Origin of the sequence: Agrobacterium pusense (assembly GCF_013285525.1) — a bacterium.
Lineage (GTDB): Bacteria > Pseudomonadota > Alphaproteobacteria > Rhizobiales > Rhizobiaceae > Agrobacterium > Agrobacterium pusense.
This window is the reverse complement of the sequence record NZ_CP053857.1, coordinates 1,220,084-1,242,146: the sequence shown is the minus strand read 5'-3', so window position 1 is coordinate 1,242,146 and position 22,063 is coordinate 1,220,084. Positions and strand designations below refer to the sequence as shown.

Sequence of the window (22,063 nt, the reverse complement as noted above, 5' to 3'; positions counted from 1 at the left end):
TTAAACGTGCCGGAAACAACCATGCCACAGCCTTCCACCCGCCTTCTCGCCAAAATCGGACTTGCCTATGTCAATGATCAGGAGCCGGGTATTGCCCGCGAGAAACGCGGCCGTGGCTTCTGTTACCGGCTACCGGGCGGCGAGCTTCTCTCCGACAATGAAGAACTCAGGCGCATCAAATCGCTCGGCGTGCCGCCCGCCTACAGGGATGTGTGGATCTGCATCGACCCGTCGGGCCATCTGCAGGCCACCGGCTTTGATGCGCGCGGGCGAAAACAATATCGCTATCACCCCGACTGGCATGCGCTCAGGGGAGAAACGAAGTTCTTCCAACTCAAAAGCTTCGGAAGGGCGCTCCCTGCCATCCGCCGTCGCGCCATGGCCGACGTCGGTAAACAGGACCATGGGCAGGAAATGACGCTTGCAGCCCTGACCCTGTTGCTTGATGCCGCCTATTTGCGCGTCGGAAATCGCTCCTATCTTGAGAGTAACGGCACCTATGGCGCAACGACACTCCTCAAGCGCCACGTTTCCTTCGGCGAAACCATTGAACTGCGCTTCGCCGCCAAAGGCGGGCAGAAGGTGAAAAGGCAATTGCGACACCCGCGGCTACAGAAAATCCTGGAGGAGATTGCCGATCTTCCCGGCAAGGAACTGTTCGTCTGGCAGGATAGTGAAAACCGGGTTCACTCCGTCGATTCCAGCGATCTCAACGCATATCTCTCACGTATCGGCGGCCAGGGCATTTCCGCCAAGACCTTCCGCACCTGGGGCGGAACGCTCGCGGCCTTCTGCAATGCCATGGAGCATGTGGCAGCCGGTGAAAAACCGAGCATAAAAGGCATGTGCCAGGCTGCGGCGACCGAGCTTTCCAATACGCCTGCCATCTGCCGCAAGAGCTATGTGCACCCCGCTGTTCTCGATATCGCCACGGAGGAAAAGGCCCAGAAAAAGCTCAGCCGCATCTTGAAGGTCGGGGCAAAACCCGTCTCCGGCCTCAGGGCGGATGAACGACGTCTGCTGGCCTTTTTACCCTGACAGGTCAGCGGCCTCCCACCCATTCCGCCAGTTCGCGTTCCGCCTTTTCCAGCGCGCTGTAATTCAAAAGCTTGCGCAGGAAAGCGACGGTAACGGCGCGGGTTCTAAGATTATACCGGCCTTCCGCCTCGTCATCGCCGGCCGCCTGATGCACGTTCAGCTTCTCGTAGAGACTTTGCAAGCGGTTCTGCACGCTGCGCAGCGACAGGTTCCGGCGGCGCGCGATCGCCTTGTCGGTGAGCCCCAGTGCGACATCGACAAGAATTTCATATTCGGAATCGGTAAAACCATGCGCCTTGCCGAGGCTCTTTTCCTGCAGGCCGCGCACTTCCCGGTCGATCACGCATTGCGCCTCGATGAAGATGCTGCGCAGCGCCAGCCGCAGGCGGTCATCGGAGGCGGATTTCAGCACATAGCCATAGGCAGCCCCTTCTGGCACGATGCGGGAAACACCACGCACATAGGCTTCGTCGGAATAATTGGACCAGAACAGGATGCGGGTATCCGGCCGCTCTTTCCAGATGGTGCGCGCCGCCTCGATGCCGTTGCGCTCGTTCATCTGCAAATCCATGACGATATGGGCGGCGCGATTTTCCCGCGCGAGCTTCTCGCCCGTCCTGCCGTTTGCCGCCTCCAGCACCTTGTCGCATTCCGGCAGGGCGGCTCTTACCGCCTCGTTCAGATAGGCCCGGTGCAGGGCATCGTCCTCGACGATGAGCACGTCCATGTCACATCTCCTCCCGGAAATTGAAAGCGCCCGCAGGCAGGGTGACGGTGATGCATGTACCCGCCCCATCACGGTTGCCGCCTCTGTCGAACCGTGCAGAGATCAGCCGCGCCCGCGTCTTCATGTTGTCCATGCCGAGACCGCCGGGGGCACCACTGTCACCGCCGCCATTGCCGTCATCGCTCACGGTCACCCGCAACCCGCCGTCGATTGCGGTTAGTCTCACGGCGATCGTTTCGGGCTGGGCATGGCGAATGGCATTGTTCACGGCCTCCTGCACGATGCGGAAGAGCGATATGGCCACCGTCTTGTCCAGCCTTTCAACCAGCCCCTCCGTCTCGTCCGTCACTGACCAGTCGATAGCGCATCCGCTGTCGCGCACGGAGCGGTCTACATAGGTCTCGATAGCTTCAACGACACCGAACAATTGCAGGATCGAGGGCTTCGCCTCCTCGATGATCTCGCGCAGATCCTGCATGCAATGCTGCAGGCTGCGCACCACCGGCTCCAGCATCTCCCCCGACACGTCTGGGGTATGGCTCATGCGCTCGATACGCCGCGCAAGCCGCGTCAGGTCGGCCAGAGTCTGGTCATGCAGGTCCATGCCGATGCGCTGCCGCTCGGCCTCCAGCGCTTCCGTCAATTGCAGCGCCCCAAGGCGCAGGCCTTCTTCGCGGGCATTGGCGCGCGCCTCCTCGATGGCCGAGCGTTTGGCCTGTTCAGCCGCACGAATGGCGTAGAAATAGGGCGCCAGCAAATCCGCAACGGCGCGGGCATTGGTGACATCTTCCATCGTATAGGCATCGGCCCGATGGCAGGAACAGCTAAGGGCGCCGATAATATCGCCGTGGACCTTCATCGGAACATGCAGGCGGCTATGCAGATCGAGCTCATGGATGGGACTGGAAAAGGCGCCGTTGAAATGAAATCGCGGATCGGCGCATGCATCGCCGCTCAGAAGATGCTCGACTTCGCCCGACAGCAGGGAGCGGATAGGACTTCCGGTCAAAAGTGCAGGCGGATGTTTGCTCCAGGCACTGACAAGCCCGCTCTCATAGGCGATGTGGTATTTGTCATCCAGCTGCTTGATGCAGACATCCATGTGGTCATGCGGGATGATATGGCTGATCTCGGTCGCGACCGCCTGAATAATGGCGTTGAATTCCAGCTGCCCGGCCAGAAGCCTTGAAATACCCATGTAGTGATAAAAAAGCGCGCTTTTGGGCGTATCCAACATTTGCCGACGCCCTCCCAAGCGTCTGCCATCTCCGGCGGCGCAGTTTCGACACATCGGAACGCCGCGTCATCCATTCTGCGCTTGGCAGCGGCCTTTCGTCCTGCGGGTTCCCGCAAGCTTTATGCGGAAATCCGCAGGAAGATTGCCGCGATCCGCCTATACAAGCCAAATCTTCTTGGTCATTCTCGCTTCTACTGGGGAAAGGAGCTCCAGTGCAAAGGAATTCCGCCTGCCGCCGAGGAGATTTGCGGCGTGCGAGATTCCGGGCTCGAAAAGGGCAAGCCACGAGGGAGGAAATCAAATGGCTTTCAGGAAGATGCTTCTGGCATCGGCCGCTGTCGCATGTGCAGCGCTGCCGATCACCGCTCATGCCGATACGTCGGCAAAAAAGATTGCGCTTTCAAACAATTACGCAGGCAATTCCTGGCGTCAGGCGATGCTGACCAGCTGGGACAAGATCACCAAGCAGGCGGTTGCCGACAAGCAGGTGGCCGCAGCTGACGCCTTCACGACAGCCGAAAACCAGGCGACCGAACAGGCGGCGCAGATCCAGAACCTGATCCTGCAGGGTTACGACGCCATCGTCATCAATGCCGCCTCCCCCACCGCACTCAACGGCGCGGTGAAGGAAGCCTGTGATGCCGGCATCATCGTCGTGTCTTTCGACGGCATCGTTACCGAGCCTTGCGCCTGGCGCATCGCCGTCGACTTCAAGGCCATGGGCGCAAGCCAGATCGACTACCTCGCCAAGGCCATGCCGAAGGGAGGCAATCTGCTCGAAATTCGCGGCCTGGCCGGTGTTTCGGTCGATGACGAAATCCATGCCGGTATCGTCGATGCCGTCTCCAAGAACCCGCAGTTCAAGATCGTCGGTTCGGTTAATGGCGACTGGGCGCAGGATGTCGCCCAGCGCGCCGTTGCCGGCATTTTGCCAAGCCTTCCAGAAGTCGCGGCCGTCGTGACGCAGGGGGGTGACGGTTACGGTGCAGCGCAGGCTTTCGCCGCCGCCAAGCGCCCGACGCCGACGATCGTCATGGGCAATCGCGAAGACGAGTTGCAATGGTGGAAACAGCAGAAGGATGCCAGCGGCTACGAGACCATGTCCGTCTCCATCGCTCCCGGCGTCTCGACGCTGGCATTCTGGGTGGCACAGCAGATTCTCGACGGGAAGGATGTGAAGAAGGACCTGACGGTTCCCTTCCTGCGCATCGACCAGGCAAATCTCGAGGACAACCTCAAGAACACCCAGAAGGGTGGCGTGGCGAATGTGGAATATTCGCTTGAGGATGCCCAGAAGGTGATTTCCGCGGCGAAGTAACCCGCGGTTCCTACCTGATCCTGCGGCGCTTTCGATGGAAGCGCCGCAGTGATCCCACATTCAATTTCAAATCACTGGCGTAATTGCTCATGAATGACATCATCGAGGCGGAAGAAGTCGTCGCCGCGCGCGGCGTGAAGGTCGTGTTCGGCGCGGTCAGGGCGCTGGATGGGGCCGATCTCGTCATCCGCGCCGGGGAATGCCTCGGGCTCGTTGGCCACAACGGCGCGGGCAAATCCACCATCGTCAATGTCATCAATGGCGGGCTCACACCGCATGAAGGCTCCATTTCCTATCATGGGAACCAGAACCGCCACGGCATAGCCGCTGCGCGTGCGAGCGGCGTGCGCTGCGTCTTTCAGGAACTCTCGCTCTGCCCAAACCTGACAATCAGCGAAAACGTCCGCATCATGCATGCCGCCATAAACGGGCGGAACTGGCGCAATCGCGCTCTTTCCATGATCCGCCAGACGCTCGACGAGATTTTTCCCGGCCACGGCATCGATTGCGAACTGACGATTGCCGAGCTTTCCATTGCGGAGAGGCAGATGGTGGAAATCGCCATCAATTTCTGCCGCACACCTGAAGCCCCGAGGCTGGTCATTCTCGACGAGCCGACATCCTCGCTCGATGCCGGCTTGGCCGAACAATTGATGGATTATGTCCGGCGTTTTGTGCGCACCGGCGGTTCCGTTCTGTTGATCTCGCATATTCTCGGTGAAATTCTTTCAACCGCCACCCGCATCGTTGTCATGAAGGATGGCCGCGTGGTGGCCGACCGGGCGGCGGGTGATTTTACGACACGAACACTGGTGGAAGCCATGGGCAGCGTCGTCAAGCAACAGGACCGTCAGAAAAGCGAAAACCGCAAGGCAGGCGAAAAGGTGCTTTCGATGCCGGCGCGGCGCGGCGAAGGCATCGCCTTCGAGGCCTTTCGCGGCGAGATCATCGGCCTTGCCGGCCTCGGCGGACATGGCCAGACCGAAGCGCTTCTCGACCTCTATCTTGCCCGCAACAGCAGCTGGCTGCCGACGCGCAAGACCGATATCGCTTTCGTCGCGGGCGACCGCAGCCTCAACGGCACCTTCCCGCTGTGGAGCATCCTGAAGAACCTCTCCATCGCGTCGCTGCGGGATATCTCATCTGCGGGCATGGTGGACAGGAGCAAGGAGAGCGACCTCGGCGCGCAATGGAAGAAGCGCATCGAAATTCGCACGCCCGACATGGGCAACAAGATCCTGTCTCTCTCCGGCGGCAACCAGCAGAAGGTGCTTTTCGCCCGCGCACTCGCCACCACCGCCAGCACCGTTTTGATGGACGACCCGATGCGCGGCGTTGATATCGGCACCAAACAGGAGGTCTACGATATCTTGAGAACCGAAGCCTCTCACGGCCGCACCTTCATCTGGTACTCCACCGAAATGGACGAAATTCGCCTTTGTGACCGGGTTTATGTTTTCCGCGACGGCGCCATTCAGGACGAACTGGTGGGCGAGGACATCACCGAACAGAATGTGCTGGCCGCTTCCTTCGCGGGAGAAGACAACGCATGAAACTCTCGGCAAACGCACTCCGCCTCATCATTCCCGCCGCCTCGCTCGCCTTTCTGCTCGCCGCCGTTTTCTACATGCAGCCGCGTGCCATGAGCTATAACGGCCTCAATCTGCTGTTCAATCTGGCAGTGCCGATCGCACTCGCCACCATTGCGCAGATGCTGATCATGTCGGTCAACGATCTCGATCTGTCGATGGGCACCTTCGTCAGTTTCTGCGCCTGCGTCACCGCCACCTTCCTGCAAACGACGCCATTGCTCGGTATTGCGATCTTTGCCGGGGCGATTGCAGTTTACGCTTTGCTTGGGGCCATCATCCATATCCGCGCCCTGCCCTCCATCGTCGTCACGCTCGGCATGAGTTTCGTCTGGGGCGGCCTCGCCGTTCTCATCCTCCCCTCGCCCGGCGGCCAGGCGCCTGCCTTCATCCGCACGCTGATGACGGCAAAACCGCCTTTCGTGCCGATCGCGATCGTCGCCAGCATCCTGATTGCGGTCATCGCCCACTACATCGTCATGCGCTCCTCGTTCGGCGTGTTGATGCGCGGCGTCGGCGGGAATTTCCGCTCTGTCGAGCGTTCCGGCTGGTCGGTCATCGGCATCCGCGCCGCCACGTTTGCGCTGGCCGGTTTCTTCGCGGTGCTGTCCGGTATCGCCCTTGTGGGCCTGACGACATCGGCCGACGCCAATATCGCGCTGCGCTACACGCTGCTGTCGATTGCGGGCGTCATCCTCGGCGGCGGCGAATTCGTCGGCGGTCGGGTTTCGCCTATCGGCGCCGTCATCGGTGCGCTGACGCTGACGCTTGCCGGTTCCTTCCTCTCCTTCATGCGCATTTCACCGGACTGGCAAATCGGCGCGCAAGGGGCGATCCTCATCATCGTGCTTGCACTGCGCATCCTGCTCAACCGTCTCGAAAAGCGGGAGAAAAACCAATGAACGGGCTCTCTTCCCTCACCAGAAAACCGTGGATCTGGTCCTTCGCCGCAACCATTGCGGTTTGGATCATCACCGTGCTCTTCACCGGCGGCGCAAGCTCATTCGGCCTGTCGCACGCAGCGCTCACCTTCGCGGCCTTTTCTGTCATCGTCGGCATCGGCCAGATGTTCGTCATCACGCTCGGGCCCGGAAATATCGACCTCTGCGTTCCCGCGACGATGACGCTGTCGGGGACGCTTGCCTTGAAGTTCATGGATGTATCGGACAGCCTCATTCTGCCGGGATTGCTGATCGCCATCCTCATCGGTATCGCCATCGGCATCGGCAATTATGCCCTGATCAAGCTCTTGCGCATCCCGCCGATCATCGCGACGCTCTCCATGAGCTTCATCGTGCAGTCCATCGCCATCTGGTCGAACCGCGGCCTGCGCATCAAGCCGCCGGAAACATTGACCACATTCGCCACATCGAGTTTTCTCGGCATTCCCAACGTCGCCCTGGTCGCCCTGCTGCTTTCCGTCATTGCATGGCTGCTGCTGGACCGCTCCTTCTACGGACGCTGGATTGCCGCCATCGGCCAGAGCACCTTCGCTGCGCGCATGACCGGCATTCCCGTGGATGGCGCACGCTTCGTCACCTACGTCCTCTGCGCGGTACTGGCAGCAATTGCGGGTTATCTGCTCGCCAGCTTCTCCGGCGGTGCGGCGCTCAACATGGGCTCGGAATATCTGCTGATGTCCATCGCCGTCGTTGTCATTGGCGGCACGGCGGTGGCGGGAGGGGATTCCAACGTGCCCGGCATATGGGGCGCATCGCTCTTCATGTTCCTGGTTGTCTCGATGCTGAATACCTATGGTTTCGGCGCGGGCATCCGCCTCATCCTCACCGGTCTCATCATCATCTCCGTCATTCTTCTGGCGAGCGGCCCGAAGGCCACGCGCTGACCCCGAACGACAAGCCAAAGCGGACCACGCTCATGACCACAGACAAGACTTCACCTTACGAAATTCACGACGACCGTTTCCGCCACCTGATCGTCGGTAATGCCGAGCTGGAAGAGCTTTATTCGGGCTGCCGCTGGGCAGAAGGACCGGTGTGGTTCGCCGACCTGAACTGCCTGCTTTTCAGCGATATTCCCAATGAGCGCATGCTTCGCTGGGTGCCGGATGGCGGAATCTCGGTTTATCGCCAGCCCTCCAACTTCACCAACGGCAACACCCGCGACCGGCAGGGACGTCTTGTGTCCTGCGAACATGGAGGCCGCCGCGTCACCCGCACCGAGGTCGACGGCTCGATCACCGTCCTTGCCGATAGCTACGACGGCAAGCGGCTGAACTCACCCAATGACGTGGTGGTGAAATCAGATGGCAGCGTCTGGTTCACCGACCCGACCTACGGCATTCTGTCCGATTACGAGGGCTACAAGGCCGAGCCGGAGCAGAAGACCCGCAATGTCTACCGGCTCGATCCCGCTACCGGAAAGATCGACATCGCCATCGACGACTTCGTGCAGCCGAACGGCCTCGCATTTTCGCCTGACGAAACGAAGCTCTACATTGCCGACAGTTCCTACAGCCACGATGTCACCCGACCCCGCCATATCCGCGTCTTCGACGTCGTGGATGGCGTAAAACTCGCCAACGGCCGGGAATTCTGCAATATCGACAATGGCCTGCCAGATGGCTTTCGCCTCGACACGGCCGGCAATCTGTGGACGAGCGCCGGCGATGGCGTGCACTGCTTTGCGCCTGACGGCACGCTCATCGGCAAGATCAAGGTGCCGCAGACAGTGGCGAACCTCACCTTCGGCGGGCCAAAAAAGAACCGCCTGTTCATCACCGCGACAAAATCGCTCTATTCGGTCTATGTCGCCGCAACCGGTGCACAGACACCCTGAAATCCGAAAACGCTGGTCTGGCAGGAAGTGGCAAGATCGCTTCAGAGCGCTATAATTGGCCCATGAGTGACGATTCCAACCTCTCCCTGACTGACGATATGGAGTTCGACGGCAAAGCGCCGGCCGTTGAACCAACCAGCCGCATGCTCTCCTGGGCACGCAATTCCGCTCTCTACCGGCTGGAACAGCGCATGATGACGGAGAAGCAGCTGCGCGACGCCATCATGCGCAAGGCACGGGAAAAATTCGAGGATATCGGCACCGCGCAGATAAAGGCGCTTGGCGATTTCGCGGTGCGTTTCGCTTATGAGATCAAGGCGCTTGACGATACAGCCTTTGCGGAAATCACCGTGCGAAGCGGGCAGCGCAGCGGCAAATCGAAACGGGGGCTGGCGCAAAAGCTGCAGCTTAAGGGGATAGACCGGGAGACCGCAGCCGTCGCCCTTCAGGAAACCAACGATCTGGTCGCAGCCATCAATTTTGCGCGAAAACGCGCTTTTGGCCCTTACCGTCGGGTCGAGCTTGATGAGAAGCGCAAGGCAAAGGAGTTTTCGGCATTTGCCCGCAATGGTTTTGGTTTCGAAATCGGGTCGAAGGTTATGTCGATGACGACGGAAGAAGCGGAAGATATTTTGTCGGAAGTATCGCTCTGACGTTATTGCGGCAGTGGACGGGTTTTCAGATAAGCGATGAGATCGGCGATATCACTCTCACTCCAGAGGCCAAAAAAGCGCATTGAATTTCCCGGGAGCGCCTTCTTCGGACTGGACAGAAATTTCTGCAACTCCTCCTCCGACCAAACCCTGCCTGCCGCTCCAGCATCCTTCAGCGCCTGTGAATAGTGGCTGTAGTCAGCGATAGATGCGATGGGTCTTCCGACCACGCCCATCAGATGCGGCCCCATGCGGGTACGCGGCGCGTCGATGCTGTGGCAGGTGGAGCAGCGACTGAAAACCTTCTCGCCATGCGCAGCATCGCCTTCGGAGAAAGCGCTCGACGCCGGGAGGAGGATGAACGCGACCGCGGCCGCGACTTTTTTGATTGGGGACATCATACCCCTGATAATACAACGCCCTCTGCGTCTGACAACGAAGAGGGCGTGTTTTGTCATGCGACCTAATGCCCGGCTCTAGCCTCCGGGCATCAGCCGGATCAGTTCATGGCCGTCAGCGTCACCGAGGTGCCGGTGGCGGCGAGGTTGAGGCCAACCTGGCCGGTCACGCTCACTGTCTGCAGCTGGATCGAGCCGGAAGTACCGCCGACGAGAACGTTCGTGCCAACGCCGAGACCGACGGTGACTTCGGCCGTTGCGCCCTGATAAAGGCCGCCGAGCGAACCGCGGTGGTAACCGGCGGTCGGGGCGAAAACGGCCCAGACCAGACGGCCCTGCGTGGTGAAACCAAGGTCGACGCCCATCTTGCGGATAGCGCCGCTATAATGGTCGGTACGACGTGCGCCGATCGTGGACTGGAAGGTGCAATCCAGTTCCTTGGCCGAGCCGAGAACGTAACCGACGCCGCCGCCGATATCGCAGGTGAGGTAACCGATCTTGACGCCGTTGCGATCGTCCTGCTCCTGCGGAGCCGGCTCGTATCGTGCAAGGTCGGCAGCGAGTGCGGATGCAGTTCCGCCAAGGCCCATCGTCAATGCGGCAAAAGTTACGGCAACAGCCTTTTTCATCTGATTATCTCCTGTTTTATTCCTACCCGCAGCAGCCCTTCTTGCCCTCTCCGGATATTGAATTCCGCACTGTTAACGTTTGTTCCCTGAAATCGATCCAAAACAACTTAATTGGAGGCGATGAAAGCCGAACGGTTAACAATGTCTGATGGCGGTAGGATGCCATTAAGACATTGTTAGGGCGGGAAATGCGTGCGGAATCACTATAAACAGCAAGCGTTGCCAAACGTGGTTCTGCAGCAACAACGTCAGAGCGGCAGGGCCACGGGAAGGCCGGTGGCGGCGTGGGTCATCACGTCCATTCGCACGCCATAGATGCGCTCCAGCGTCTCCGGCGTCATGATCTCTTCCGGCGTTCCCCGGGCAATCAACCGGCCGGAATGCAGCGCGACGATCTCGTCGCAGAAGCGTGCCGCCATGTTGACGTCGTGCAGCACGACGATGACGCCAAGGCCTTTTTCCCGCGACAGTCTCTGCACCAGCGAAAGCACCTCGATCTGGTGCGCCAGGTCAAGTGCCGAGATGGGTTCATCGAGAAGCAGGCTTTCGGCGTTCTGTGCCACCAGCATGGCAAGCCATACGCGCTGACGCTCGCCACCCGAAAGCGTATCCACCAGCCGGTCGCGGAAGGCAACGGTATCGGTGAGCTCGATCGCCTCGTCCACTTTTTCCTGATCCGCCTTCGTAAACTGGCCCAGCGCGCCGTGCCAGGGATAGCGGCCAAGTGCAACGAGTTCTTTGGCCAGCATGCCGGAAGCGGCCGGCGTATATTGCGGCAGATAGGCGAGCTTTCGCGCAAATTCCCGATTGCTCCAGGCGGCAAGCGCCTTCCCTTCGAAGGACACCCGGCCCGCCGTCGGCTCCTGTATCCGTGCGAGAATCTTCAGCAGCGTGGATTTTCCCGAACCGTTATGGCCGATCAGGCCGATGGTCTTGCCGGTCGCAAAACTGGCCGTCAGCGGCTGCAGCAATGTCCTGCCCGGCACTTCCATGGTGACGCGATCCAGAGAAAAAAGCGGCATATCATCGTAACCGACCGCGGGCGCTGCCTGACCCATGCTTCTCATCTCCATACATCTTTCAAAAAATTCATCATCGCCTGCCTGAAAGCCAGATCAGATAGGGCGCGCCGGCAAGCGCCGCAAAAAGTCCGAGCGGCAGTTCATAGGGAAAGGTCACCGTCCGCGCGCCAAGATCGGAAAGCGCCATCAGCACCGCGCCGAACAGGAAGGAGGCGAAGAGATGGTCACGTGGCGTTGTGAAACCGGAGCGCAGCGCAATATGGGGCGCCATCAACCCGACGAAACTCAAGGGACCAACCAGCAGCGAGGCGGCACCGGTGGCAATGCCGGCCACGGCGATGACGGCGATTCGCGCAGCGCCGAGCGGCAGGCCGAGGGAAAGCGGCACATCCCGCCCTAGCGGCAGGATCGTCAGCCAGCGCGTGACCGATAATGCCCCCGCCAGAAGCACGATGGAAAGAACGGCGAGAAAGATCGCCGAAGCCGGCGTTGCCGTCGAACCCGAGCCGCTGAGCCAGGCGAGGATCTGCCATGCCCGCTGGTCGCCAATGGCAAGCAGCGCCGAAAGCACCGCCGAGCAGAGCGAACTGACGGCAATGCCCGCGAGCAGTATCTTTTCCGGCGTGAGGTGCCTGCGCATTGCGAAGAAGAGCACAAGGATCATGACTGCCGCCGAGCCGATGCCGGCGCCGCAAAACAGTTCCGGCAGGCCTGCTGCCGGAAAAATGGTGATGGCGACGGCAAAACCGAGGCCCGCACCGCCGCTGACGCCGATCACCTCCGGGCTCGCCATCGGGTTGCCTGTCAGCCGCTGCAAGAGAGCACCCGCCATCGCGAGAAGACCGCCAGCGGCCATGGCGGCCAGCAGCCGGGGCCAGCGGAACGGCAACAGGCTTTGCAGATCGTCCGCCTTCAGCATTTCCCAGCCATCCGGTCCCTTGCCGACGGCGAGTGCGGCAGACACCAGCACCGCCATGATGGCCAGCGCAGGCAGCAGGGACCTAAGCCGGCGTCTTGTCGCAAGCTCGACGCCTTCACCGCGCTGCACGTCTGTCGGCTGGATTTTCGGCAGAAGCCACAGAAGCAGCGGACCGCCGATCAGGGCCGTCACCGCACCCGTTGGAAAAACTTCCGCCGTCGTGCTCGCCAGAAGCTGGACCAGACTATCGCAGAACCAGAGAAGCAGACCGCCGAGCAGGGGCGAAACGAACAGAACGGAAGACGAGCGCCGCACGCCCAGCGCCCGGGTGAGTGCCGGCGCGGCAAGACCGATAAAGCTGACGAGGCCAACCGCAGAAGCAACGAAGGCGGCCAGCATGACCGCGACGGCCGCAACCGCGAGCCTGATCGAAAAGAGCGATACACCGAGCGATCGCGCACCGGAATCGCCGAGACCGAGAACCGTCAAAGGCCTTATCAGCAGGCCGGTCAGAACGAGCCCTGCCAGAAGCTGGCAGGTGAGAGACAGGGCGTTCGACCAGTCCTGCTGGCTGAGCGAGCCGCCGTTCCAGACCACCAGAGACATCAGATATTCGCCCTGCGCGAGCGTCAGCGCCGCGGAAACGGAAGCGGCGGTGATGCCGACCAGCAATCCTGACACCACCATGGTCACCGGCTCGAAGGAGCGCCGCCAGCCAAGCAGGAAGACAATACCCGCGGCCGCAGCGGCCCCGGCAAGCGCCACCAGGGCGCGGTTGCCATCCAGAACAGACGGAAAAAACAGGGTGGCGATGACGATTGCCAGTTGCGCGCCGGCCGAGATGCCGAGCGTCGAAGGATCGGCAATCGGATTGCGCAGCAATTGCTGGAAAAGCGCCCCGGACAGACCGAGCATCGCGCCCGCCAGAACGGAAACCGCCACACGGGGCATCAGGCTGAAGGCGAAAATCACCTGATCCATCGACAGGTTGGCGGCATCGAACGGTGGACTGGGCCATGCGCTGAACGGCAGCCGGAGCAGCCCTGCATGCAGGGAGAGCCCCCAGGCGAGAGCGAACAGCAGCCCCAGGACAATGTGGAGAGGGCGCGCCGTCACAGGGCTTCCCCCCGCACCGAAAGCGCTTCGGTCAGAAGCCGCGCAAAACGCATGCCGGCGGTGATGCCGCCATAGGGGGCGACATTGGCAAGCGTCACAACGCGGTTTTCCCGCACGGCAGGCAGTGCCCGCCAGATTGCGCTGTTGCGCAACGTTTCCCGTGCCTCGACCGGAATATCGGAGACGACGATGATGCGGGCATCCGGCGAGGCCGCGAGGTTTTCAATCGGGACCGGAGCCGCGAAAGTGAATTGCGAACGATCCACCCAGGCATTGGCAAGCCCCAGCCGGCCAAGAACATCCCCGAACATGCTGTCCGCGCCGAAAGCGCGAAAATGCCGCGCGTCGCCGATATTGATCACATAGGTCGGCCGCGCCGCAAATCCGGCGAGGCGTGTCCGCATGGCGTGCAGCGCCGCTTCCGTTTCATCCAGAACTCTGCGCGCCTCTCCGGCCCGCCCGAGCTTTTCACCAAGCGCCGTGACTGCCGCCAGCGCCTTTGCGAAAGGTGGTTCGCCCTTTACGTAAAAGGGCAACGAGAAGACCGGCGCGATAGCTTCAAGCCTGCCGGTGTAGCGGGTGTAGAAGGGCGAGATCAGAATGAGATCGGGTCGGGTCAGTTGCAGGAGCTCGAAATTCGGAGCGCCGCGCAGGCCGAGATCGGCTACGGTTTCCGGGATTTCGGGCTCAACCGCACCCGCCCGGAACTGGATAAGCTCGGTCGCCGCCACCGGCATGACGCCAAGGGCCACGGCTGTTTCGAGCATCGCCCAGTCAATGGCGGCAATGCGCGGGGTCGACTGTGCCCGCGTCGTGCCAGCAAAGGCCGCAGCAGCGAGCAGGGCCAAAAACTCCCGCCGTCCCCAAACGGGAGACATCCATCGATCCTTGCGCGTCATGCCCCTGCTGCTTCACTTAGATGTGGCGTTACCAACGATAGGTAAGCTTGCCCATGACCGTTCTTCCGTCACCGTAATAGCATCCGAAAGTGGAGCAACTAGAAATATATTCTTTATCAGTCAAGTTTTGCACCATAAGCGAGGCGCGGTAGCCGTTCTTCTCGTAATGCACGCCGAGATCGAGCAGGGCGAGCCCCTTCATCTCAAAGGTATTGGCGGCATCGCCATAACGTTTTCCAACGTAACGAACACCGCCGCCGATGCCGAAACCTTCGAGCGCGGTATCTTCCGGGAAGGTGTAATCGAGCCAGAGGCTGGCGGCGTGCCGGGGGGTGCTATCAAGCTCCTTCCCGTTATTCACACGGCCGGAGACCTCACTGTCCATGTAGGTATAGGCCGCGCGCAGGTCGAGCCCGTCGACAAGGCTTGCAACGCCTTCAAGCTCCAGGCCCTTCACGTGCGCCTCATCCATCTGCTGCGTCACGCCACCCACCGTCGTTGTGACGTTCTTCTGTTTCAGATCGTAGATCGCCGCCGAAAAGAAACCGTCGAAACCTTCCGGCTGGTATTTGACACCCGCTTCCCATTGTTCACCGGTGGTCGGTTTTGGCGCATCACCGACAGCCGGCTGCGGCACCGGCTCGAAGGAGGTTGCATAGCTGACATAGGGCGCGATTCCGCCATCAAACAGATAGCTGACGCCGACACGACCGGTCAGCTTGTGGTCATCCTTGTCGAGCGTGCGATAGGTGGTGCCATTGAAGGTCCTGCCGCTGGTGCTTGCCCAGTCCTGCCGCAGGCCGGCAGTGACGCGCCAGTTCTCGATCGCCATCTCGTCCTGCGCATAAAGGCCGATCTGGGAAATATCGGTCTTCACATCGGCATAAAGCGTGCGCGAGGTAAGGCTGATCGGCCCGCCATAAACAGGATTGACGGGATCGAGCGGCGTTGCGGCCCAGAACTCGGTTTTGACGTTATTGTCGAAATAGCGGTAATCCAGCCCGACAAGCAGGGTATGATCGATCGGCCCCGTGGAAAAATCCGCCTGGAGGCTGTTGTCGATGTTGAAGGTGTTCAGCAGCTCGTCCTGGAATGTCGCGTTGCGACGGATGAGATTGCCGATCATGCCGCCGCTGGTCGAAGACATGCCGAGCGCGCGGTAGGACCAGTCGAAATTGGAATAACGCGCATTCTGACGGAAGGTGAAGGTCTCATCGAAGCGGTGTTCAAATTCATAACCGATATTGGTGAACTTGCGGTTTGATGTATCGAAGGACGGATCACCGACATAAAAGCTACGGCCCAGCATATTGCCGGGTCTGAAATAGGTCAGCGCCGGTGGCAGGCCGGAGGGCGAACTCGGATTGTCGTGCTGATAGGAGGCAAGAACCGTCAGCTTCGTATCCTCGTCCGGCTGCCATGTGAGAGCCGGCGCGATGAAATAACGGTCGTTCTGCAAATTGTCCGTCTGGGCATGGGCGTTGCGCGCAAGGCCGGTCAGGCGATAGGCGAAACTGTCGCTATCCGCCACCGGGCCGCCAATATCGAACATCGACTGATAATAATCGAAGCTGCCGATCTGCGCACCGACTTCGCCGAACCGTTCGAAGGTCGGCCGTTTGCTGCTGAGATTGATAAGGCCGCCGGGATTGCCCTGCCCGTAGAGCACGGAAGCGGGCCCGCGAATGACCTCCACGCGCTCCAGACCGTAGACCTCAAAAGAAGGCGCACCGGCCGTCCGCATCAGCCGCAGACCATTGAGGAACTGCAGCTGATTCCCCTGAAAGCCGCGAATGCGCGGCGCATCGAAACGCGGATCGGCGCCGAACGGCTGCGCAACCACCCCCGGCACATAATTCAGCGCCTCGCCGAGATTGCGGACATCCTGCGCATCCATCTGATCTCTGGTGATGACGGATACCGATTGCGGCGTCTCGATCAGGGATCGCCCTGTCTTGGTGGCGCTGGCGCTGGTTTTCGCCACATAACCCTGCACGGGCGCCGTGGGGTCCTGATTTTTCGCGCCGTCGACGGTGATGGTCTGCAGCACCGTGGTTCCGGCGTCCTGTGCAAGGGCGGAAGCCGGGGCAAGGAACGCCACATAAGCAATGGCGGCGCAGCCACCAGCCAGAATGGAAATGTGTTTGGTTTTTCCCTGCACGCCAAAATCCCTCGTCACCCGCACCAGCCATAAGGCGGTCATTTACTGGAGAATTAAAGTCATCTTATTACGCAAGGTGTGGATTTCGATCCAATAAGTGAAACTGGATTTTTTCATAATTTTTGGTTATGAAATACGTCTCCATAATAGTTTGGAATTATTCAAAACCTGGAGGCGCTGACAATGGGCAGAAAACCGGCGAACCGGGCTGACGCGTTCGAGCTGCGGCATCTGCGCTATTTTACCACGCTGGTGGACGAGCGCAATTTCGAGCGCGCCGCTGCCCGCCTCGGCATTGCCCAGCCGGGTTTGAGCCAGCAGATCATGGCGCTTGAACAGATCGTCGGCATGCCGTTGCTTGATCGCACAAGGCGGTCGGTGAAGCTCACCATGCCCGGCCAGCTTCTTTATGAGGATGCCCGGAAAATCCTCTCGAATGCCGAGGCGACGCTTGCAACGCTGAAGCGTGTCGGCCGCGGCGAAACCGGGCGTATCTCCATCGGTTATGTCGCCTCGGCCGCCTATTCCGGGCTAATGATACAGTCGATCGCCAGTTTCCGCGCCTCCCATCCCGATGTGGAGCTGCAATTGATCGAGATGGAAATGCGGCTGCAACTGGCCAGGATTGCCGACGGCAATCTGGATTTCGCCTTTATCCGCCCGCCCGCCCCTGTTCCGGAAGGTGTGACAACCCACGTGGTGCTGCGGGAGCCCTTGATGGCAGCGCTGCCGGAAAACCATCCTTCGGCTTTTGCCCCGCAGATCGATCTGAAAAATCTTTCCGGTGAGACCTTCATCACGCCGCGGCAGCCGCCGGATGTCGGCTTTCATTACAACACCATCGAGGCCTGCAACGAGGCCGGGTTCCAGCCGGCAATCAGCCCGGAAGGCAGGGACTACACGACCATTGTCAGCATGGTGGCCATTGGCCTTGGCGTTGCACTGGTGCCGCGCTCGCTCGATTGCCTGCGGTTGCCCGGCGTGCGTTATGTGCCGCTTGCGGCAAGCGCCACGACGTCGGACCTCGCCATCGCCCACCGGAAAACCGAAGCCTCCCCCGCCGTCAGGGCCTTCATTCTCCACGCCCGCAATTGAGCCGCGTGGAAGGAAATATCCGTGTCGCACCTTATTCGCCGGGGACGAAAAATCCGCCGTCCTCCGTCGCGCGGCATTGATTCAGCGACGACGATGCTCCGCAATGCCCGGAATTGCCGGGCAGATGGCTGCCTGCCGGACATCGTTCCGGTGACCAGGGTAAAAATCTCCTTCCCCGCATCTGCCCGCCGCCCCGGCCCACTGCATAATCGCGACAGATTTCGATTTATGGGAGACAGCAATGGCTGAGATTTACGATCACTATGCCGCCGGCCTCGAATCACCGGCTTCCCACGCTTTTGACGTCGTTCCGGACGATGCAAAGCCGCTTCCTTCCGCCACACGCGCGATCTATGTGGGCAATGGCGGACATCTTTGCCTGACACTGCTTTCCGGGGCAACCGTGACCTTCCAGAACCTGCCCGCCGGCAGCCTGCTGCCGGTCCGCGCAACGCGGATATTTTCGACGCGCACCACCGCAACCGGCATTGTCGGGCTCAACTGATGCTTTTTCCGCAGCAACAGCGCCACACACACTATGGAGGCAATGCCATGCAACATGACACTTTCATGACAAGCTTTCAGGTTGATGTCAGCAAAATCCTGCATGCGCCATTGACCGGCCCATGCGGCAAACCTGAAAGGGGCGTTTGCGCTCGCTTGTCATTGCCGCCGGCCTATCGAAAATTTGGTGGATCTGGCAGTGGCTCTTTTTACCGCGAAAGCGACGGGAACAACAACTTATCGTCCGGAAATCGGCAGCGTGGCGCTGAGCCTGCTGACGGCGGCTTATCTCCTGTTTTTCACGAACCGGACATTCTGGTCGAAGGTTCATACCTATCTTTCCGCCTATCCGGTCGCCATCGTCGCGCTCTATGTTGCCATGATCGCCTTTTTTGGCGCGCTCATCACGATTTTCTCCGCCAAATATCTCCTCAGGCCGTTTCTGATCGTCCTGATCTTCGCGGCGGCGGCGGCGTCCTGGTTCATGGATCGCTACGGTATCGTCATCGACAGCGACATGATCCGCAACGCCATGGAGACGACGCAGGCGGAAGCGGGCAATCTGATCACGCCCGGCTTTCTCTGGCATATGGCGATTTACGGGCTGGTGCCGTCCCTCGTCGTCGTCGCCGTCCGCATCCGGCACCGGCCGATCCTCGACAAGCTTCTGTGGAACACGATCAGCATCCTGGTCTGCCTTGCCATAACCGGCATCATCAGCTTCGCCAACTCCAAGACCTTCACAACCGCCATTCGCCAGCACAAGGATATCGTCAAGAGCGTTAATCCGTTGTCACCGATCATGTCGACGGTGCATTATTTCACGCAGGCCGGCAAGGAAGTCGATATTCAGGTCAGCCCCATCGGCAAGGACGCCAAAGTCCTGCCCGCATTGGGTAACGTGCATAAGCCACGCATTACCGTCATCGTTGCGGGCGAAACTGCCCGCGCGGCGAATTTTTCGCTGAATGGCTACGGGCGGGAAACCAATCCGGAGCTCAAGAAGCGCGATGTGGTTTATTTCCCCAGCACAACGAGCTGTGGCACCGCGACGGCGATTTCCATTCCCTGCATGTTCTCGCAACTCACACGCTCGCAATATAGCCACAAGAAGGCGCTTGCGAATGAAAATGTCATGGATGTCCTCGTCCATGCAGGGGTCAGCGCGACCTGGCTGGACAATAATACCGGTAGCAAGGACGTCGCCGACCGTATTCCCTATTTCGACCTGCCTTCCACCAATGACAGCCGCTTCTGCACCGGCGGGGAATGCCGCGACGACATCTTTTTCGACAAGCTCGATGCCTGGCTCGATAACGTCAAGAAGGACAGTGTCATCGTGCTGCACCAGATGGGCAGCCATGGTCCGACCTACTACCTGCGTTACACCGACGAGTTCCGCAAGTTCACGCCGGACTGCCGCACCGCCGAGCTTGGCAATTGCAGCGACGCCGAAATCGTCAACTCCTACGACAACACGCTTCTTTATACCGACCACTTCCTCTCGACCGTGATCGACAAGCTGAAGGCCCGTTCCGACAAGCTGGCAACAGGCATGATCTACGCCTCGGACCACGGCGAGTCGCTTGGCGAAAACGGCGTCTACCTGCATGGCGCGCCCTATCTCCTCGCGCCCGACCAGCAGACCCATGTGCCGTTTTTCGTGTGGTTCGATGACGATTTTGCCAAATCCATGGGACTGGACAAGGCCTGCCTTGCGAAAAGCGCGGCAGAGGGCGGGCGCTCGCACGACAATTATTTCCACAGCATCCTTGGAATGATGAACGTCTCCACCTCGGTCTACGATCCCTCGCTCGATGTCTTCAGCGGCTGTACCCAACGCCGGACGAGCTGAACAGACAGTGCTTGACGCTTATCCGGAGAACAAGATACGCAAGACGACGCGATAGAGGGAGCTGTCTTGCGGGTTCTGCTTGTTGAAGACGATCATGTGCTGGGGGAGGCGCTGCGGGACCATGTGGCCGCGGCGGGTCACGCTGTCGACTGGTTCAAGACGCTGGGCGACGCCATGGCGGCGACGCTGACGATGGTTTACGGCCTGATCCTTCTCGACATGCGACTGCCTGACGGCGAGGGCATCACCCTTCTGCAAAGCCTGCGCAAGCGCGACGACGCCACGCCGGTCATCATTCTGACGGCGCATGACCAGGTCTCCGACCGGATTGCCGGGCTCAATGCCGGCGCGGACGATTATCTGGTCAAGCCTTTCGATCTCAACGAACTTTCAGCACGCATGCTGGCGGTCTCGCGTCGTTACGAGGGGCGTTCTGCCCCCGTTATCCGCCTGCCCGGCATCGAGATCAACCAGGTGGCGCGCAACATCACGGTCGATGGGACGGCGCAGACGCTCAGCGCCCGCGAATGGGCCGTGCTGGAGAAACTGGTCGAGCATCCCGGCGCAGTCGTCTCGAAAGCGCAGCTGCACGATACCCTGTACGAATTCGGCGCGGAAATAGAGAGCAACACGGTCGAAGTCTATATCAGCCGGCTGCGCAAGAAAATCGGCCATGACCGCGTCGAGACGGTGCGTGGCGTTGGCTACACGATCAAATAGACGAACCCCAGGCAGATACAGATGGCCAGACCGACCAGCATGACCCGCAAACTCGTGATGGCGCTGACTAGCGTTGTCGCCATATCATGGCTTCTCGCCTGCGGGTTGGGCGTCATGGTGATGCAGGACGAGTTCGCTGAGATTTTCGATGCCGGTCTCGAGGAAACCGCGGAAAGACTGCTGCCGCTTCTGCTCGACGACCTGCGTGAGAACAATACCGCGCCGGCCGCGCAGAAGCTCAACCAGTCGGCGGAGGGAGCGGAATATCTGACCTATCAGGTTCGCGACCGAGAAGGCCAGGTTGTGCTGCATTCGCATGACAGTTCGACGGAGCCTTTCGAAGTCTCGCTCGATCCCGGGTTTTCAGAAACATCGTCGCAGCGCATCTTCACGGTCGCCTCACCCGACGGCAACTATTTCCTGCAGGTCGCCGATGCCTTCGCAAATCGTCGCGAGGCAATCGTGGAGGCAGGAACCGCGCTGGTGTTGCCCGTGCTCATTCTCATTCCTGCCAGCATTTTTGCGGTCATCGTCGTCGTGCGGCGAACGCTTCAGCCGGTGCAAACCTTACGCGACGAAATCGGCAAGAAGGACGGCGGCAATCTCGCGCCGCTTGCAACTCAGCCCTTCCCGCCCGAATTGCACCCCATTGCGCGATCGGTCAACCTGCTGCTTGGGCGGCTGCGCTCTACAATCGAGGCGGAGCGGGAATTCACCGCCAATAGCGCCCACGAATTGCGAACCCCGATTGCCGGCGCGCTGGCGCAGGCGCAGCGGCTGCACGCCGATATTCCCCCGGAGCTTGCGCCACGCGTTGAAAACATCGAAAAATCCCTGCAGCACCTCGCCCACCTCGCTGAGAAACTGCTTCAGATGTCCCGGGCTGAAGCCAGGATCGGCCTCACGGATAAGACGAGTGATCTCATTCCCGTGCTCGAACTCGTTATCGACGATATGAGCAGGACGGCGATAGGGGCGTCTCGCATCCGCTTTACCAATCGATGTGAAGGCGCCCTGTCCGGCAGGATCGGTCCGGATGCCTTCGGTATCATCATCCGCAACCTTCTCGAAAACGCGCTGATTCACAGCCCGCCGAAAAGCCCCGTGCAGGTGATTGCGGAAACAGACGGCGCGATCCGCGTCGTAAATGCCGGGCCGACCGTCGATCCGGTGTTGTTGCCCAAGCTGACGACACGTTTCACCAGAGGCCAGTCTACGGCTGACGGCACCGGGCTTGGTCTGGCCATCGTCAAAAGCCTGGTGGAACAGACCGGCGGAAAACTGGTGCTTTCCTCTCCCGCAGAAGGTCAGCAGGACGGTTTTGAAGCCCGCGTGATCATTCCTAGCGAAGCCGCCTGAACGCAAAAAAGAAGAAGCCCCGCCG

The 22,063-nt window shown here is 60.3% G+C and carries 20 protein-coding genes; 12 read left to right on the top strand and 8 right to left on the bottom strand.

Annotated elements, in window-relative coordinates; all coding sequences use genetic code 11:
* The first annotated feature begins 21 nt into the window (after positions 1 to 21).
* Complete coding sequence (locus HQN82_RS19325) at positions 22 to 1,038, top strand: DNA topoisomerase IB (RefSeq protein ID WP_173615631.1); 1,017 nt, start codon at positions 22 to 24, stop codon at positions 1,036 to 1,038.
* A gap of 4 nt (positions 1,039 to 1,042) precedes the next feature.
* On the opposite strand, the gene HQN82_RS19320 is transcribed toward HQN82_RS19325, so the two are convergent.
* Together HQN82_RS19320 and HQN82_RS19315 are read right to left on the bottom strand one after the other, a co-directional pair.
* A complete protein-coding gene (locus HQN82_RS19320) occupies positions 1,043 to 1,765 on the bottom strand; it encodes a response regulator transcription factor (protein ID WP_004437639.1) in 723 nt (240 codons plus the stop codon).
* Position 1,766: 1 nt separating this feature from the next.
* Positions 1,767 to 3,002 (bottom strand): GAF domain-containing sensor histidine kinase, encoded by a 1,236-nt coding sequence (locus tag HQN82_RS19315; protein WP_173615630.1) that lies wholly within the window; start codon positions 3,000 to 3,002, stop codon positions 1,767 to 1,769.
* A gap of 301 nt (positions 3,003 to 3,303) precedes the next feature.
* Here HQN82_RS19315 and HQN82_RS19310 point away from each other — a divergent pair, with 301 nt between their 5' ends.
* From HQN82_RS19310 to recX, 6 genes are all read left to right on the top strand, one after another.
* Positions 3,304 to 4,320, top strand: coding sequence for an ABC transporter substrate-binding protein (locus HQN82_RS19310; RefSeq protein WP_173615629.1), 1,017 nt, complete (start codon positions 3,304 to 3,306; stop codon positions 4,318 to 4,320).
* 89 nt (positions 4,321 to 4,409) lie between these two features.
* The gene (locus HQN82_RS19305; protein ID WP_173615628.1) at positions 4,410 to 5,873 is read left to right on the top strand and encodes an ATP-binding cassette domain-containing protein; all 1,464 of its coding nucleotides are present in this window, start codon (positions 4,410 to 4,412) and stop codon (positions 5,871 to 5,873) included.
* The gene (locus HQN82_RS19300) at positions 5,870 to 6,811 is read left to right on the top strand and encodes an ABC transporter permease (RefSeq protein ID WP_173615627.1); all 942 of its coding nucleotides are present in this window, start codon (positions 5,870 to 5,872) and stop codon (positions 6,809 to 6,811) included. Before HQN82_RS19305 ends, HQN82_RS19300 begins: the two co-directional genes overlap by 4 nt.
* Positions 6,808 to 7,755: an ABC transporter permease gene (locus HQN82_RS19295; RefSeq protein ID WP_173615626.1), complete on the top strand. Its 948-nt coding sequence runs from the start codon at positions 6,808 to 6,810 to the stop codon at positions 7,753 to 7,755. Before HQN82_RS19300 ends, HQN82_RS19295 begins: the two co-directional genes overlap by 4 nt.
* 32 nt (positions 7,756 to 7,787) lie before the next feature.
* Positions 7,788 to 8,708: an SMP-30/gluconolactonase/LRE family protein gene (locus HQN82_RS19290; protein WP_006698128.1), complete on the top strand. Its 921-nt coding sequence runs from the start codon at positions 7,788 to 7,790 to the stop codon at positions 8,706 to 8,708.
* A 62-nt stretch (positions 8,709 to 8,770) separates the two neighbouring features.
* Positions 8,771 to 9,361, top strand: a complete 591-nt coding sequence (gene recX / locus HQN82_RS19285) for a recombination regulator RecX (RefSeq protein WP_173615625.1) — start codon at positions 8,771 to 8,773, stop codon at positions 9,359 to 9,361.
* A gap of 2 nt (positions 9,362 to 9,363) precedes the next feature.
* Here the strand turns inward: recX and HQN82_RS19280 are convergent, their stop codons facing one another.
* The 6 genes from HQN82_RS19280 to HQN82_RS19255 all read right to left on the bottom strand — a co-directional run bounded on the left by HQN82_RS19280 (position 9,364) and on the right by HQN82_RS19255 (position 16,547).
* Positions 9,364 to 9,762, bottom strand: coding sequence for a c-type cytochrome (locus HQN82_RS19280; RefSeq protein WP_173616015.1), 399 nt, complete (start codon positions 9,760 to 9,762; stop codon positions 9,364 to 9,366).
* Positions 9,763 to 9,860: 98 nt separating this feature from the next.
* Positions 9,861 to 10,388 carry a DUF992 domain-containing protein gene (locus HQN82_RS19275; RefSeq protein ID WP_004437608.1) on the bottom strand — a complete coding sequence of 176 codons (528 nt, stop codon included), beginning with the start codon at positions 10,386 to 10,388 and terminating at the stop codon, positions 9,861 to 9,863.
* Positions 10,389 to 10,636: 248 nt separating this feature from the next.
* The gene (locus HQN82_RS19270; RefSeq protein ID WP_173615624.1) at positions 10,637 to 11,446 is read right to left on the bottom strand and encodes an ATP-binding cassette domain-containing protein; all 810 of its coding nucleotides are present in this window, start codon (positions 11,444 to 11,446) and stop codon (positions 10,637 to 10,639) included.
* Between the two features lie 34 nt (positions 11,447 to 11,480).
* Positions 11,481 to 13,445, bottom strand: a complete 1,965-nt coding sequence (gene fhuB, locus HQN82_RS19265; RefSeq protein ID WP_173615623.1) for a Fe(3+)-hydroxamate ABC transporter permease FhuB — start codon at positions 13,443 to 13,445, stop codon at positions 11,481 to 11,483.
* On the bottom strand, positions 13,442 to 14,344 hold the full coding sequence (locus HQN82_RS19260) for an iron-siderophore ABC transporter substrate-binding protein (protein ID WP_173615622.1): 903 nt from the start codon (positions 14,342 to 14,344) through the stop codon (positions 13,442 to 13,444). Before HQN82_RS19260 ends, fhuB begins: the two co-directional genes overlap by 4 nt.
* 28 nt (positions 14,345 to 14,372) lie before the next feature.
* Positions 14,373 to 16,547, bottom strand: a complete 2,175-nt coding sequence (locus HQN82_RS19255; protein ID WP_173615621.1) for a TonB-dependent siderophore receptor — start codon at positions 16,545 to 16,547, stop codon at positions 14,373 to 14,375.
* Positions 16,548 to 16,688: 141 nt separating this feature from the next.
* Here HQN82_RS19255 and HQN82_RS19250 point away from each other — a divergent pair, with 141 nt between their 5' ends.
* The 5 genes from HQN82_RS19250 to HQN82_RS19230 all read left to right on the top strand — a co-directional run bounded on the left by HQN82_RS19250 (position 16,689) and on the right by HQN82_RS19230 (position 22,038).
* On the top strand, positions 16,689 to 17,600 hold the full coding sequence (locus tag HQN82_RS19250) for a LysR family transcriptional regulator (RefSeq protein WP_173615620.1): 912 nt from the start codon (positions 16,689 to 16,691) through the stop codon (positions 17,598 to 17,600).
* A 241-nt stretch (positions 17,601 to 17,841) separates the two neighbouring features.
* Positions 17,842 to 18,105, top strand: coding sequence for a spike base protein, RCAP_Rcc01079 family (locus HQN82_RS19245; RefSeq protein ID WP_173615619.1), 264 nt, complete (start codon positions 17,842 to 17,844; stop codon positions 18,103 to 18,105).
* 186 nt (positions 18,106 to 18,291) lie between these two features.
* Positions 18,292 to 19,959, top strand: coding sequence for a phosphoethanolamine transferase (locus HQN82_RS19240; protein ID WP_173615618.1), 1,668 nt, complete (start codon positions 18,292 to 18,294; stop codon positions 19,957 to 19,959).
* Positions 19,960 to 20,025: 66 nt separating this feature from the next.
* On the top strand, positions 20,026 to 20,679 hold the full coding sequence (locus tag HQN82_RS19235) for a response regulator (RefSeq protein ID WP_107340607.1): 654 nt from the start codon (positions 20,026 to 20,028) through the stop codon (positions 20,677 to 20,679).
* A gap of 21 nt (positions 20,680 to 20,700) precedes the next feature.
* Entirely contained in the window at positions 20,701 to 22,038 is a 1,338-nt protein-coding gene (locus HQN82_RS19230; protein ID WP_107340608.1) for a sensor histidine kinase, read from the top strand.
* Positions 22,039 to 22,063 lie beyond the last annotated feature (25 nt).

Bases quoted from the DNA above. Each gene is read 5' to 3' on its own strand.
- HQN82_RS19325 (WP_173615631.1), top strand. From the start codon at position 22: ATGCCACAGCCTTCCACCCGCCTTCTCGCCAAAATCGGACTTGCCTAT.
- HQN82_RS19320 (WP_004437639.1), bottom strand. From the start codon at position 1,765: ATGGACGTGCTCATCGTCGAGGACGATGCCCTGCACCGGGCCTATCTG.
- HQN82_RS19315 (WP_173615630.1), bottom strand. From the start codon at position 3,002: ATGTTGGATACGCCCAAAAGCGCGCTTTTTTATCACTACATGGGTATT.
- HQN82_RS19310 (WP_173615629.1), top strand. From the start codon at position 3,304: ATGGCTTTCAGGAAGATGCTTCTGGCATCGGCCGCTGTCGCATGTGCA.
- HQN82_RS19305 (WP_173615628.1), top strand. From the start codon at position 4,410: ATGAATGACATCATCGAGGCGGAAGAAGTCGTCGCCGCGCGCGGCGTG.
- HQN82_RS19300 (WP_173615627.1), top strand. From the start codon at position 5,870: ATGAAACTCTCGGCAAACGCACTCCGCCTCATCATTCCCGCCGCCTCG.
- HQN82_RS19295 (WP_173615626.1), top strand. From the start codon at position 6,808: ATGAACGGGCTCTCTTCCCTCACCAGAAAACCGTGGATCTGGTCCTTC.
- HQN82_RS19290 (WP_006698128.1), top strand. From the start codon at position 7,788: ATGACCACAGACAAGACTTCACCTTACGAAATTCACGACGACCGTTTC.
- recX (WP_173615625.1), top strand. From the start codon at position 8,771: ATGAGTGACGATTCCAACCTCTCCCTGACTGACGATATGGAGTTCGAC.
- HQN82_RS19280 (WP_173616015.1), bottom strand. From the start codon at position 9,762: ATGATGTCCCCAATCAAAAAAGTCGCGGCCGCGGTCGCGTTCATCCTC.
- HQN82_RS19275 (WP_004437608.1), bottom strand. From the start codon at position 10,388: ATGAAAAAGGCTGTTGCCGTAACTTTTGCCGCATTGACGATGGGCCTT.
- HQN82_RS19270 (WP_173615624.1), bottom strand. From the start codon at position 11,446: ATGGGTCAGGCAGCGCCCGCGGTCGGTTACGATGATATGCCGCTTTTT.
- HQN82_RS19260 (WP_173615622.1), bottom strand. From the start codon at position 14,344: ATGACGCGCAAGGATCGATGGATGTCTCCCGTTTGGGGACGGCGGGAG.
- HQN82_RS19255 (WP_173615621.1), bottom strand. From the start codon at position 16,547: ATGACCGCCTTATGGCTGGTGCGGGTGACGAGGGATTTTGGCGTGCAG.
- HQN82_RS19250 (WP_173615620.1), top strand. From the start codon at position 16,689: ATGGGCAGAAAACCGGCGAACCGGGCTGACGCGTTCGAGCTGCGGCAT.
- HQN82_RS19245 (WP_173615619.1), top strand. From the start codon at position 17,842: ATGGCTGAGATTTACGATCACTATGCCGCCGGCCTCGAATCACCGGCT.
- HQN82_RS19230 (WP_107340608.1), top strand. From the start codon at position 20,701: ATGGCCAGACCGACCAGCATGACCCGCAAACTCGTGATGGCGCTGACT.